The 13,941-nt window shown below is 52.9% G+C and carries 13 protein-coding genes; 1 reads left to right on the plus strand and 12 read right to left on the minus strand.

What is annotated here, in order from left to right:
- Nucleotides 1–37 precede the first annotated feature (37 nt).
- From astD to rpe, 7 genes are all read right to left on the minus strand, one after another.
- Nucleotides 38–1,495, minus strand: a complete 1,458-nt coding sequence (gene astD / locus L4D79_RS21350) for a succinylglutamate-semialdehyde dehydrogenase (protein ID WP_428654152.1) — start codon at nt 1,493–1,495, stop codon at nt 38–40.
- Nucleotides 1,496–1,506: 11 nt separating this feature from the next.
- Nucleotides 1,507–2,517: an arginine N-succinyltransferase gene (astA, locus tag L4D79_RS21355; RefSeq protein ID WP_428654155.1), complete on the minus strand. Its 1,011-nt coding sequence runs from the start codon at nt 2,515–2,517 to the stop codon at nt 1,507–1,509.
- A 110-nt stretch (nt 2,518–2,627) separates the two neighbouring features.
- Nucleotides 2,628–3,842, minus strand: coding sequence for an aspartate aminotransferase family protein (locus L4D79_RS21360; RefSeq protein WP_428654158.1), 1,215 nt, complete (start codon nt 3,840–3,842; stop codon nt 2,628–2,630).
- 405 nt (nt 3,843–4,247) lie between these two features.
- The gene (locus L4D79_RS21365) at nt 4,248–4,823 is read right to left on the minus strand and encodes an aminodeoxychorismate/anthranilate synthase component II (RefSeq protein ID WP_428654160.1); all 576 of its coding nucleotides are present in this window, start codon (nt 4,821–4,823) and stop codon (nt 4,248–4,250) included.
- A 129-nt stretch (nt 4,824–4,952) separates the two neighbouring features.
- The gene (trpS, locus tag L4D79_RS21370) at nt 4,953–5,969 is read right to left on the minus strand and encodes a tryptophan--tRNA ligase (RefSeq protein WP_428654162.1); all 1,017 of its coding nucleotides are present in this window, start codon (nt 5,967–5,969) and stop codon (nt 4,953–4,955) included.
- A gap of 86 nt (nt 5,970–6,055) precedes the next feature.
- Nucleotides 6,056–6,745, minus strand: a complete 690-nt coding sequence (locus L4D79_RS21375) for a phosphoglycolate phosphatase (protein WP_428654164.1) — start codon at nt 6,743–6,745, stop codon at nt 6,056–6,058.
- The gene (rpe, locus tag L4D79_RS21380; RefSeq protein ID WP_428654166.1) at nt 6,745–7,419 is read right to left on the minus strand and encodes a ribulose-phosphate 3-epimerase; all 675 of its coding nucleotides are present in this window, start codon (nt 7,417–7,419) and stop codon (nt 6,745–6,747) included. Before rpe ends, L4D79_RS21375 begins: the two co-directional genes overlap by 1 nt.
- Before the next feature lie 189 nt (nt 7,420–7,608).
- Here rpe and L4D79_RS21385 point away from each other — a divergent pair, with 189 nt between their 5' ends.
- Nucleotides 7,609–7,806, plus strand: coding sequence for a DUF2970 domain-containing protein (locus tag L4D79_RS21385; protein WP_428654169.1), 198 nt, complete (start codon nt 7,609–7,611; stop codon nt 7,804–7,806).
- Between the two features lie 79 nt (nt 7,807–7,885).
- Here L4D79_RS21385 and L4D79_RS21390 read toward each other — a convergent pair whose 3' ends face one another.
- The 5 genes from L4D79_RS21390 to L4D79_RS21410 form a co-directional block, all read right to left on the minus strand.
- Nucleotides 7,886–8,710, minus strand: a complete 825-nt coding sequence (locus tag L4D79_RS21390; protein ID WP_428654171.1) for a Dam family site-specific DNA-(adenine-N6)-methyltransferase — start codon at nt 8,708–8,710, stop codon at nt 7,886–7,888.
- 104 nt (nt 8,711–8,814) lie between these two features.
- Entirely contained in the window at nt 8,815–10,362 is a 1,548-nt protein-coding gene (locus tag L4D79_RS21395; protein WP_428654173.1) for an SPOR domain-containing protein, read from the minus strand.
- A gap of 15 nt (nt 10,363–10,377) precedes the next feature.
- Complete coding sequence (gene aroB, locus L4D79_RS21400) at nt 10,378–11,457, minus strand: 3-dehydroquinate synthase (RefSeq protein WP_428654176.1); 1,080 nt, start codon at nt 11,455–11,457, stop codon at nt 10,378–10,380.
- 18 nt (nt 11,458–11,475) lie between these two features.
- Nucleotides 11,476–11,994, minus strand: coding sequence for a shikimate kinase AroK (gene aroK / locus L4D79_RS21405; RefSeq protein ID WP_107349823.1), 519 nt, complete (start codon nt 11,992–11,994; stop codon nt 11,476–11,478).
- A gap of 211 nt (nt 11,995–12,205) precedes the next feature.
- Nucleotides 12,206–13,930 (minus strand): type IV pilus secretin PilQ, encoded by a 1,725-nt coding sequence (locus tag L4D79_RS21410; protein WP_428654179.1) that lies wholly within the window; start codon nt 13,928–13,930, stop codon nt 12,206–12,208.
- Nucleotides 13,931–13,941 lie beyond the last annotated feature (11 nt).

The raw sequence follows: 13,941 nt of genomic DNA on the forward strand, positions 1-13,941 counted from the left end.
TCGCTATCCTCTTTGGCTGGTGAATGATTGATGGCCATCAAAGCGAAAGACCCGGTGATAGCTGAGCGGGAAGCTCCGGCTGTTCACCTTCCATCGACGCCATCGGGTATGCACAGTAGTCTGCCGCGTAATACGCACTTGGCCGTAAGTTACCCGACGCGCCAGGTCCACCGAATGGCGCATCGCCACTAGCTCCCGTTAGCTGGCGATTGCGGTTTACAATGCCGGCCCGGATATGTTCAATGAAATACTGCCACTCACTGTCATCGGTCGATACCAAGCCTGCCGATAGGCCATAGCGGGTATCATTGGCCTTTTCTACCGCTTCGTCCAAATCGTGATAACGGTCAACCTGCAGCAGCGGACCAAAGTATTCTTCATCAGGTAGTTCATCGATATTGCTGACGTCGATGATCCCCGGTGTGACAATCGCCCCTTGGCCACGGGTCGCTGGCAGCAGCACTTCACCACCTAGCTCGACCAACTGCGACTGGGCCTGCACAATATTATCAGCCGCCTGAAGCGACACTTGTGCCCCCATAAACGGTGCTGGCTCATCGAACTGGCCACCGACGCGGATCTGGCGGGTTAACTCGAGCAAGCGCGCCAAAATACGATCGCCTTCCACACCGTGAGGTAAGTACAGACGACGAGCGCAGGTACAACGCTGTCCGGCACTGATAAAGGCAGACTGAATAATAGTGTAGACAGTCGCATCCAACTCGCCATAGTGACGGGAGATCACCATCGGATTATTGCCGCCCATTTCCAACGCCAGCATTTTACCCGGCTGGCCGGCAAACTGACGGTGCAGCAAATGGCCGGTATTGGCACTACCGGTAAACAGCAGTCCATCAATGCCCTTGGCACCCGCTAGGGCTTCACCGGTTGCCCGTGCGCCCTGAACCAGGTTAATCACACCCTCAGGCAAACCGGCCTGCTGCCATAACTTCATACATTCTTCAGCCACCTTAGGGGTCAGATCCGATGGCTTAAATACCACGGTATTCCCTGCCAGCAAGGCCGGGACGATATGGCCATTGGGTAGGTGTCCCGGGAAATTATAGGGTCCGAAGACCGCCATGACACCCAATGGACGGTGACGAAGCACGGCTTGGGTGCCAGCAACGTCTTTTTGCTTATCGCCTGTACGCTCATGGTAGGCACGCAGCGATATGGCAATCTTACCCACCATCGCGCCAGCTTCGGTACGGGTTTCCCACAATGGCTTGCCCGTTTCCTCGGCAATAACCACCGCAATAGCTTCACTGTGCGCTTTGACCAGCTCGGCAAAGCGCTCAACAATCGCCTGACGCTCAGCAATAGGTAGGCTACGCCAGCTCACCAGTGCCGTCCTTGCGGCAGCAACAGCCTGCTCAACCTGCTCTGCGGTTGCCGACAAACCTTGCCATACGACTTCACTGGTGTACGGGTTGAGCGACTGCATCGCTTGTCCTTCGCCGTCTTGCCAGCGACCTGCAATCCATTGGGTCATGGTCTACTCCTTTATTGGGCGATCAGGCGAACCTGATCCCCTTGTTTAACATCCAGCGCCTTGGCCGCTGCTGCACTCATCAATGCCGTGCCATCCAGTACGTCGACCTTGTCGACGATAGCGCGGAAATGGGTAAACGAAGAGTTACTGACGATGCAATCCGTCTGTGCGACCGGTTGGCCGATCTCAACCCGGCACACTTGCGAGTGGCGTACCGACTCGATATTTCTGACATCACACTCTACCGTCGGGCCGGCATCGAAAATATCGACATAACCACGGCAGGTGAAACCTTCCTTCTCCAACAGACGAAGTGCCGGACGGGTTTTCTCATGCACTTGCCCGATCACCGCCTGTGCTTCCGGGCTGAGCAAGTTGACGTAGATCGGCAACTTGGGCATCAAATCGGCAATAAAACCTTTCTTACCGATACCGGTCAGGTAATCGGCCAAGGTGAAGTCAATCGAGAAGAAGTGTTCTTTTAGCCACTCCCAGAACGGGGAATTGCCGTCTTCATCTGACACCCCGCGCATCTCGGCAATCACCGTGTTGTCAAAGCGCTCAGGGTGCTCGGCCATCATCAGGAAGCGGCACTTCGACAGCAAACGGCCATTGAGGCCTTCACGCCACTCCGGGCGTAGAAACAGGGTACAGAGCTCACTCACCCCAGTGTAGTCATTGCCGAACGTCAGCACTTTCACCACATTGTGGACATTGAGGCGGCGCGATGAATGCACCACGGTACTGAGATGGTAGGTATAAAACGGGTTGTCCAGCCCAATCGCGGCTTCGATCGCCGTCGTCCCTGCAATTTCCCCGGTCTCGGTATCTTCTGCCACCATCAGGTAACCTTCCGAGCCAGGTTGGGTGACCAACTTGGCAAAGCTCTCTTCGGAATGCTGAATTCGATTAGCGAGAATTTCCTCGTTAACCGGTAGCGAGGTGAAACCATGGCCCGACTCTTCCGCGCACTGTAGCAGTGCCGGTAGATCCGCGGCAGTAATAGGACGTATAACCAGCATCGAACTCCCTCCTGATGCAAGCTGCAGCATGGCTGCCAACTAATGATAAGACCGGCACTGGGCCGGAGGTTGCGGCCTAGCTCCTGCCAGCCGCCTCCCGTTGAATCAAACTATGAGTAAATTTTGGCGATCGCGCGCTCAAGGCGGGCCATCCCCTCGTCAATATCGGCTTTGTCGATCACTAATGACGGTGTGAAGCGCACCACATTGGTACCGGCAACCAGTACCATCAGGCCTTCTTCACCAGCGGCAAGTAAGATATCTCTTGCCCGGCCCTGCCACTCATCATTGAGAGCGGCGCCCAACAGCAAGCCCTTGCCTCGTACTTCGGCAAATACCGAATACTTGGTATTGATCGCCTCAAGTGCTTCGCGGAACCACTGCTCACGCTGCTTGACGCCAGCCAGTACTTCCGGCTTGGTGACTTCACTGACCACAGCTTCGGCCACGGCACAAGCCAGTGGGTTGCCGCCATAGGTCGAGCCATGGGTGCCAATTTTCAGGTGTGCAGCCAGCTCGGTGGTCGTCAGCATAGCGCCGATTGGAAAACCGCCGCCCAAGGATTTGGCCGTGCTGAGGATATCCGGTGTGACTCCTAAACCTTGATAGGCATAGAAATCCCCCGTACGGCCATTACCGGTTTGTACCTCATCGAAGATCAGCAAGGCATTGTGCTTGTCACACAGCTCGCGCACGCCTTGGATAAATTCAGCCGTCGGCGACACAATACCGCCCTCGCCCTGCAACGGCTCCATCATCACCGCACAAGTACGCTCCGACATATGTTCGGCCAAACCAGCCAAATCGTTATAGGCAAGATGGGTTACCGCGCCCGGCTTCGGCCCGAAGCCATCGGAATACGCTTCTTGGCCACCGACAGTGACGGTAAAGAAGGTACGGCCATGGAAGCCCTGTTTGAAAGAGATAATTTCAGATTTCTCCGGACCAAACGTATCGGCCGCATAACGGCGGGCCAGTTTCAGCGCCGCTTCATTGGCCTCAGCTCCGGAGTTGGCAAAAAATACTTTATCGGCAAAACTGTGCTCGGTCAGCAACGTCGCCAACCGCAATGCAGGCTCATTGGTCATCACATTACTGAGATGCCAGATTTTCTCGGCCTGTGCCTTGAGGGCATCAACCATTACCGGGTGGCAGTGGCCCAAGCAGCTCACTGCAATACCGCCAGCAAAGTCGACATACTCTCGCCCTTCCTGATCCCACACCCGTGCACCCTCTCCCTTCACCGGGATCATTTGCATCGGCGCGTAGCACGGCACCATCACGTCATCAAATACCTGACGATCAACTTTATACTCCTTTGCCATTATCGTTTCCTTCTAATGTTTTTGCCCTAAGCATAGTATTTACATTTTATTAACCAATTCCAATAGCAGAATATTTTTTATTCCCTCTCGGTTAACGGTTAATCACCTACAAAATACATATTTATGCGAGACTGAGGAAAACTTATTAAGCCCAATTCATTAAAAGGTGTTTTTCCTGCAAGGAAATAAAAATCAAACACAGCGATATTGTGCATAATTTTTCCGTGCCAAAAAAAGCAAAAAAGATAAGGAAATGTTAAGAAAGGTGACAAGGATCGCGCCATTAAGATAGCAAAAAGCCTTAGATTGGCTGTTTGCGGCGGAGGAAGAAGCAGTTTGATTGGCAAAAAATGGTGCTGTGGCTTAGCAAGGCAGCATTTTCTGCTGCTCTGCTCTCTTGATAACTTAGCGACGGAGAAAATTCGCCAGCAGTTGATGACCTTGCTCGGTCAGGATGCTCTCGGGGTGGAACTGGACCCCTTCAATCGGCAAGGTTTTATGGCGGATCCCCATAATTTCATCGCGCTCACCGTCTTTTTCTGTCCATGCGGTGATATCAAAGCAATCGGGTAGCGTATCAGCCTTGACCACCAACGAATGGTAACGGGTCACCGTAAGCGGGTTATTCAACCCAGAGAATACACTGCTATCTGTGTGGACGACCGGGGAGGTCTTGCCGTGCATCACTTGGCGGGCACGGACAACATCGCCACCAAACACCTGAGCAATTGACTGGTGGCCGAGGCAAACCCCGAGGATCGGCAGTTTGCCCGCAAAATAGCGGATCGCCTCGAGTGAGATCCCCGCATCATCCGGCGTACAGGGCCCCGGCGAGATCACCAAGTGGGAGGGGGCTAAAGCCTCGATACCGGCAATGTCGATTTCGTCATTACGCACTACCTTTACCTCGGCCCCCAGCTCACAGAAATACTGATACAGGTTATAGGTAAACGAGTCGTAGTTATCGATCATCAATAGCATGGGTACTTCTGCTCCCTGAAAATTACAGCGGCCTATTTTGCAACAGGACAGCAGAAAGGCAAGCATAGACGAAAAAAAACCGGCCTGGGGCCGGTTTCCTATCTTTACATTATAGATCTGATTGCATCACTACGGACGCGCAACAAAACCGACAGCAGCGAACGCTTGTTTCAAGGTCTCGGCCGCACGAGCAGACGCTTTCTCAGCACCCGCCTTCATCACTTCATCAAGGTAAGCACGGTCAGCACGAACACGGTGGTACTCTGACTGGATAGGCTCCAGCATCGCAACAATGGCTTCACCAACATCTTTCTTGAACGGGCCGTACATCTCAACGCCCTGGTATTGGGCTTCAATTTCAGCAAATGTCTTACCAGTTGCCGCCGAGTACAAGCCCATCAGGTTAGAGATACCGCCTTTGTTCTCGATATCATGGGCGATACGCGGTGGGGTCTCGGTATCAGTCTGGGCCTTGTTGATCTTCTTGATGATCGATTTCGGCTCTTCCAGCAGGGTGATCACGTTCTTACGGTTATCATCCGACTTAGACATCTTCTTGGTTGCATCCTGAAGGCTCATGACACGGGCATTAACCGTCGGAATGTACGGCTCTGGGACCTGGAAGATCGCCTCACCATCACCGTAGATGTTGTTGAAACGGGTCGCGATATCACGCGCCAGCTCAAGGTGCTGCTTCTGATCTGAGCCTACCGGGACCTGGTGGGCACCGTATAGCAAGATATCGGCCGCCATCAGTACCGGATAGCCAAACAGGCCAACGTTAACATCGTTAGCGTGGCGCTGCGACTTGTCCTTGAACTGGGTCATACGGCTTAGCTCACCCATCTGGGTGTAGCAGTTCAGCAACCAGCCTAGCTGGGCATGCTCAGGTACGTGAGACTGGACAAACAAGGTGCTTTTCTTCGGGTCGACACCCACAGCCAAGCAAATTGCCAGCGCATCCAGCGTTGCTTCATGCAGCGCTTTCGGATCTTGGCGTACGGTAATGGCATGCAGGTCTACGACACAGTACTGACAATCATAATCATCCTGCATCTGTTCCCACTGACGCAGCGCACCCAGATAATTACCGATACTTAATTCACCTGAAGGCTGTACGCCACTCAATACAATGGGTTTGGTCATGATGAGATTTTCCTATGTCACAAAAAAGCCGCGGCCATCTGCCGCCGGCATAATATCATTCTGAGCCCGGCACAATGCCAAGCGTACTAGCTACCTAGTTTAACCACTTCTGCCAAGTGACTAAAGTGATCCAGTACAATATCTGGATTACTTTCGCTGATCGGCTGGCCATAGTTGTAGCCGTAAGTCAGCCCAACAACATAACATGACGCCGCTTTCGCCGCCAAGATATCGTTGCGGGAGTCACCGACCATCAGCATTTTCTCTGCCGTCAGGCTGTGCTTATCGAGCAACCAGTTCAGGGCATACGGATCAGGTTTTTTCAGCGGGAAGGTATCACCGCCGATCACATCGACAAAGTAATCAGCAATGCCATGCTCCTCAAGCAAATGAGGCACGAACTGGGCCGGCTTGTTGGTGACGATAGCCATTGGCAAGCCAGCATCATGAAACGCTGCCAGTGTCTCTTTAACGCCCGGATACAGCGCGCTCTTCTCGTGACCGCCTTCTTCGTAGTAGCGATCGAACAGCTGGCGGGCCTCGCGGTGCAGCGCCGGGTCAAGTTCAGGGTCAACCTCGACGCTCTGGCTCAACGCACGGCCGATTAAGATATCAGCCCCGTTGCCAATCCAGGTCGTCACCTGCTCAACGGTCACCCCTGCACGCCCCAGGGCGCGCATGGTTTTATCCGCAGCATCAGCCAAATCAGGCACACTGTCGAGCAGCGTGCCATCAAGATCAAAGGCAATAAAATCAATACCACTTAGCTGACTCATTAACGCTCAACCTTGGCCAGCTCTGCACGCATTTCGTCAATCACAGCTTTGTAGTCTGGCTGGCTGAAAATCGCCGAGCCCGCCACAAACATGTCAGCACCGGCTTCGGCGATTTCACGGATGTTGTCAACCTTCACCCCACCGTCGATCTCAAGGCGGATCTGACGGCCAGACGCATCAATGCGCTTACGCACTTCACGCAGCTTGTCTAGGGTTGACGGGATAAATGACTGGCCACCAAAGCCCGGGTTAACCGACATCAGCAGGATCATGTCGACCTTGTCCATGATGTAATCAAGGTAGTGCAGCGGTGTCGCCGGATTGAATACCACACCCGCCTGGCAACCGTGCTCTTTGATCAACTGCAGCGAACGGTCCAGGTGGTCGCTGGCCTCGGCATGGATAGTGATCATGGTAGCGCCCGCATTGGCAAAGTCAGGGATAATGCGATCCACTGGTTTCACCATCAGGTGTACGTCGATCGGTGCAGTAATACCGTAATCGCGCAGGGCCTTGCATATCGGGGCACCAAAAGTCAGGTTAGGTACGTAGTGGTTGTCCATCACGTCAAAGTGCACAACATCGGCACCAGCAGCCAATACTTTCTCTACATCCTCGCCAAGACGAGCAAAATCTGCAGACAGGATAGATGGAGCGATCAAAAAGTCCTTCATGTTCAGCCTCTATACGGTACAAACGAAAACGTTATCGGAAGTCGGCGCAATTCTACCCGATCATCAAGATGATGTCTTACCGGATTTCAAGGCGGGTGTGCCACAGGGCAGCTACACTTATGTTCTAGCGAACCGATGTAGCAAGGGGTTACGGCTATTTATATGACTTGGGTACTAAGGAGATGAACCATGGCAGGGAACAAGCCACCGCGCCCCAATTTAATCAAAAGCATTGCCGGGGCATTGTTCGGGGTACAGTCGGAGAAGAACAGGGAAATTGATTTCAGCCAGCAGCGTCCGCTGCCATTTATTTTGGCCGGTATCGCTGCTATTGCGGTATTTGTCGGGCTACTGATCGCGTTCAGTTACTTGATAGCGAGCGGGTAGCCAGCGAGGGGCTGGCCAACAAGAGACGACGTGATTAACAAGAGACTATGTGGTTAACAAGAAACTGCGCGGTTAACACCTAGTCTTGAGAAGACTTGAACAGCGCTAGTAGCTCATCGACCTTGTTACGACCGCCACCGTTGCGGCTGATCGTTCGCTTTACCTTGACCACCGACAAATCGGCACCATGATACAAACGACGGGTCAATGTGGTGTCATGGTTGGAAATCAGCACCGGAATATCACGCTCGTTCGCTGCTTTCTCGGCGGCATCGGCCAAGGCAGCCTGATCATCGAGACTGAAGCCATTACCGGCATAAGAGGTAAAGTTTGCCGTGGTCGATAGCGGCGCATAAGGCGGATCGCAATATACCACACAGCCCTTGCGAGCTCGTGAAAATGTCTGGTGGTAGCCTTCGCAGACAAACGTCGCCCGCTTGGCTTTTTCTGAAAAGAAATACAGCTCATCTTCCGGGTAATAAGGCTTTTTGTATGAGCCGAACGGGACGTTAAAGCCACCTTTCTTGTTATAGCGGCACAAGCCATTGAAGCCATGGCGGTTCATGTACAGGAAGTACAAAGAACGCAAATATGGATCTTTGGTTTTATTGAAGGCCTCACGGATCTCAAGGTACGCCCCCTTCTGGTTGTATTCAGGGGTAAACAACGCCTTGCTGTCACGAACATACTGCTCGGGATCATTTTTGAGGATATTGTAGAGGTTAATCAAGTCAGGATTGATATCGGCAAGCAGGTACTGCTCGAAGTCAGTATTGAGAAATACTGAACCGGCACCAACGAAAGGTTCAACCAGCTTTCGTGCTGGCGGCAAGCGGCGCTCGATCTCCTCGACCAGGGAATATTTTCCTCCAGCCCATTTCAGGAATGCACGATGCTTTTTCATTCAGCTGACCACCAATACCGACTTTGTAACGAAAGGTGGCGGATTGTACACCATTTCAATCTGTGTCTGTACCGCTTGAGGGAAATATCTGAGAAAGAAACGGGTTATTTAGCCCGATCCATTTCGGTATGGATCTGGCGATAGGATTTCACCCATGGATCGACCGACTGGAGCTGGGACGGTAAACGAGTTTCGGCAATACGGGCCGCTTGTACATCCGCGTAATCACCGGTCACGATAATGAACCATGCTACCCCGTTACGGCGGGTTTCATACACCTCGGCCAATGCCTCAATATCATAATCGGCGATAAACTGCTCCGCTGTCGGTAATGAACGCATTGCCGCCAGTTGCAGAGCATAGTGTTCGGGGGCAACGCCGCGCAACTTGCTGCCGATCTCCTCGACAGACGGTTCAGCGGCCGCAGTTTGGGGCGCCATCGTAGACCCATCTCCCTCAGCAATATCAGCCGAGATTGTATCTCCCTGCGACGATACCTGAGCCGCTGAGTCTGGCAGAACCATTTCAGGCCGCTGTATTGGCTGCCCTTCAGGCAATACCGGTTGCAGACTCTCTTTGCCTTCTTCCACTGCCTTCTCGCCGGTACCGCCAAGCTTCTGCTCATCAAGCATCGCATCAACGACATCGGAAGGCACCACCACCCTAGGGTTGGTATCGCGCCGGCCTACAGTCAGGCCCTCGACTGAAACATCCGGCGGCAGGGCATCACTATCGTCTTCAAATACCAGCGCCGGTTCTTGTCCTTTATCACCTACCACGTTGCTTTCCGCGGTGGCAACACTCACCGGCTCTTCGGACAGCTTGTCCAGCTGTTCTTGCGGGATCCCATTGGTTGCCAGTGTTTTATCTTCACCAGCCGGTACAAACCACCACGCAATCACGGCGATCATCACCACCAGCAATCCACCCAGCAGCGCCATTGGCGAAACCAAACGGGATGTACTCTCTGACATATCCTTATCCTCTGCTAAATCGAGCTTGAGCAGTTCCCCCGGAGCCGGGGCACAGCTTGAAGCATGCTCGCGGATCCTGCGCCTTCCTGGTGCATCAAGGTGCTCGCCATCGAACATCATTTCGACCATCAATTGGGCTTCTTGTTCCGACAATGGACTTATTTCTACCTCTAATGGCGCATTCCCCTGCCCCTGAACCAACTGGCCCAAGTATTTATCCAGCCTGCCGTTATGGCTAAACAGCAACACATTGACCTGCCAGTCAGGGTACAAACGAGCCTGCTGCACGACCCCCCATAACTCTGCAAGCAGATCAGGGCTCAGCAAATGTGCGTCATCGATAACAATCAGGACATTGACAGGCTGTTGCTCGAACAGGCGTTCAAGGCTCTGGCCTAACGGGTCTTGTTCGTTGAATACAGCACGGGGAGCGAGCTGTTGAAGGATGATAGCGCGGTGTTGACCATCTTGCTGGTTTGGGTGGCAAAGCAACAAAGACTGACGGGAGTCTCCGGCCCAGTGTTCGAGGTAACGTTGGGACAACCAGGTTTTACCAGCTCCCTCGGTGCCCGTTACCTGGATAAGGTTAGAGCTGAAGCGGGTGAGAAACTGCAGTCGAGAAAGGAGCTGGATTTGGGAGTCCAAATCCAGCGGGGTAAGGTGTAGGCCGCGACTCATAGGCAACCTACAGGATCAGGCTTGTACCGCTTGGCGCAGTACATCTTCCGGTACACCAGCCACAACCTCAGCACTGCCAATACCGGTCGGCAGGATCAAACGTAGCTGGCCAGACAGCACCTTCTTGTCACGCATCATGTGCTTGATGTAGGCGTCAAAGCCCATGCCTTCCGGACCGTGTACCGGCAGGTTGGCTTTTTCCAGCAAGCGAATAATACGTTCAACATCAGCCGGACTGATCAGCCCCTGCAATTGAGCAGCACGAGCAGCCTGGACCGTACCGGCAGCAACGGCTTCGCCGTGTAACCAGTTGCCATAGCCCATTTCGGCCTCGATAGCGTGACCAAACGTGTGACCAAGATTGAGCAAAGCACGAACCCCAGACTCTTTTTCGTCAGCGGCCACGACATCTGCCTTGATCTGGCAACAACGGCCAATCGCATAGCTCAGTGTGTCATTATCCAGCGCCTGAAGCTTGTCGATGTTCTGCTCGAGCCAGACAAAGAAATCACCATCGGCAATGATGCCGTACTTGATCACCTCGGCCATACCGGCAGCAAACTCACGGGCTGGTAGTGTTTTCAGGCAATGGTTGTCAATCACCACCGCTTTTGGCTGGTAAAACGCCCCAACCATATTTTTACCCAACGGATGGTTCACCGCAGTCTTGCCACCCACCGACGAGTCGACCTGCGCCAACAACGTGGTCGGGACTTGGACAAAATCCACCCCTCGCTGGAAACAAGCCGCCGCAAAACCAACAACATCGCCAATCACACCGCCCCCTAAAGCAACCAGAACCACATCGCGGCCATAGTTGCCCTCAAGCAGGAAGGACATAATTTGGTTGAAGGTATCAAGGGTCTTGTACTGCTCGCCGTCAGGCAATGAAAGTAAAGCGACCTCGCATGGCAGCGAGCGGATAGTCCCGATGATCTGCTGAGCATACAGCGGGGCTACCGTTTCATTACTGACCACAACAACGCGTCGGCCTGCCGGAATGGCAGGGGAGAATAGCGCCGGGTTATCAAATAACTCGGCGCCGATTGATATTGGGTAACTTCTGTCACCAAGATTGACGTTGATCCGTTCCATGGCCAGCTCTCTTTTCGATTAGCGCTCTTCTAGCATTTTAATGATTTGGTTTGCCACTACCTTGGCGCTCTGATCATCAGTGCGAACCACATAGTCAGCTACTTCTTCATACAATGGATTACGCTCGCCTGCAAGTGATTCCAGCACTTCACGAGGCGTATCTGTTTGCAGTAAAGGACGCTTTTTATCGCGCTGAGTACGTGCCAGCTGCTTTTCAATCGTCGTCTCTAGGTATACGACAATGCCACGGGCAGAAAGACGGTTACGGCTTTCTTTGCTCATCACTGAGCCACCACCCGTTGCCAGAACAATACCTTGTTCCTGGGTCAGATCGTCAATCACGTTTTCTTCACGAATACGGAAACCGTCTTCACCTTCAACATCGAATACCCAGCTAATATCAGCACCGGTACGTTCTTCAATCACAGTATCTGAATCAAAGAACTCCATATGCAGCTGCTGTGCAAGGTGTCTACCGATAGTACTTTTGCCGGCACCCATTGGGCCGACCAGGAAAATATTTCGTTTTTCAGCCATTTTTAGCAATATTTACGCGCGGTTAATAAAACGACACCGCCCGCAGGCTTCGATAAATCAAGCCCGAGGCGCCAACTTCCTCACATTTAATTCGTGATAAGATCGAAAATTATCTCAGGACAGGGCTGCTGTTGGCAATAGCTAGGTGGGGATTTATTCATTTATGGCGCAATGCTGGGACAATTATTGCCCCAGCATTGCGCCAAGTGACTCACTGATAGACAATTTTTGGCGTCACAAAAATCAGTAGCTCCTTCTTCTGCAGCTCTTCGAGTTTATGGCGGAACAAGGTCCCCAGTACCGGGAGGTCACCCAATAGCGGCACTTTGCGCACAGCATTACTTATTGCGTGCTGATAAATACCTCCCAGCACAACCGTCTCGCCGTTTGCCACCAGCACCTGGGTGCCAATACGCTGGGTATCGATCGCCACCGCTTCACCGGTCCCGGTTTGTACCACTTCGCCTTTTTTATCCTGGGTCACCACTAAATCCAGCACCAAATTGCCGTCCGAGGTGATTTGCGGGGTCACCATCAGACTCAAGACCGCTTTTTTAAAACTGACCGAGACAGCACCACTGGAAGCTGCTTCGAGGTAAGGGATCTCAGTGCCCTGCTCGATAAACGCGGTCTTTTTATTGGTGGTCATCAATCTTGGGCTAGAGATAATTTCTGCTTTCTGCTCCGATTGCAACGCCGACAGCTCCAAATCCAGCAAGATGTCACCGACCTTTGCCACCTGGAAGGCAATACTTGATGCCCCAGGCTGGGTCGCCGCCAAATTAACATTGAGAAAATCGGTAACAGTTGCTTCCTCACTCAACAGCCCAGCGGAATTGAGATTACTCTCAATCGAACCACCCACAGTCGTACTACCGTTGGTATTGAGGATCCCCCAGCGTACCCCCAACTCATCCACATCCCCTTCATTGACGGTGACAATCCGAGCTTCAATCTCAACCTGTTGGACAGCCACATCCAGTGCGGCGATGATATCGCGAATATTAGCCAAACTGTCTGATATATCATTTACAATCAGTGAATTAGTCCGATCATCGATATGCAGAGAGCCACGACCAGACAACATGCTGATCCCGTCATCGGCCCCCTGCAACAGCTCTCCGAGCTCAAGGGCATTGGCATAGTTTATCTTGAAGATTTCCGACCGCAGGGAGGCCAATTCTTCGGCTTTTCGCTTTGACTCCATCACTTGCTGCTCACTCCGTGCCAACTCCTCTTTCGGTGCAACCAGCAATACAGATCCCTGCTCGCGTTTATCCAGCCCTTTGGCCCGAAGGATAATATCCAGTACCTGCTCCCAAGGCACATTGTCCAACCGCAGAGTAAGGTTGCCCTGAACCGAGTCCGATACCACCAGATTGAAATCGTTATATTCAGCAACCAGCTGTAGCACATTACGCACCGGCACATCCTGAAAGTTGATCGATATCGGCTTGCTCTTATAAGCAATAGCAGGGTTCGCCACTGAGTCACCAGTGAGAAGCTGCGTCGGTTGAACCGTTACCAATAGCGCGGTTCCTTTCACCGCATAGTCATAGCTGTAGTCGCCTTCTACCGACAGAACCAATCGGGCCCCACCTTCACTTTGGAAAGTCTCAACCGCTAGCACCGGGGTAGCGAAATCGTTGACGTCGAGTACATAGACTAGCTCTTGTGGCAGTTCAACCTGGGGGATCTCAAGGACCAGTTGGTTATCAAGCCGCCGAGCACCGACGTCTACCGTCCCGCTAGCCAGTACCACTTCCAACACGCCCGCCCCCTGCTCACCACGGGAAAAGTCAATACTGCTTACTTGGGGCAAAGGCTCAGCGGCTGCGACAGAGCTATATAGCAGCCCGAACCATGCTATGCCCGCCCACCTCAACGCCTGCCCACCCATCAACCGCAGGACTTGCAACAGATTCCTTGTCATCATTCCATCTCTAT

The sequence above is a fragment of the Photobacterium satsumensis genome, from assembly GCF_050336935.1.
Lineage (GTDB): Bacteria > Pseudomonadota > Gammaproteobacteria > Enterobacterales > Vibrionaceae > Photobacterium > Photobacterium satsumensis.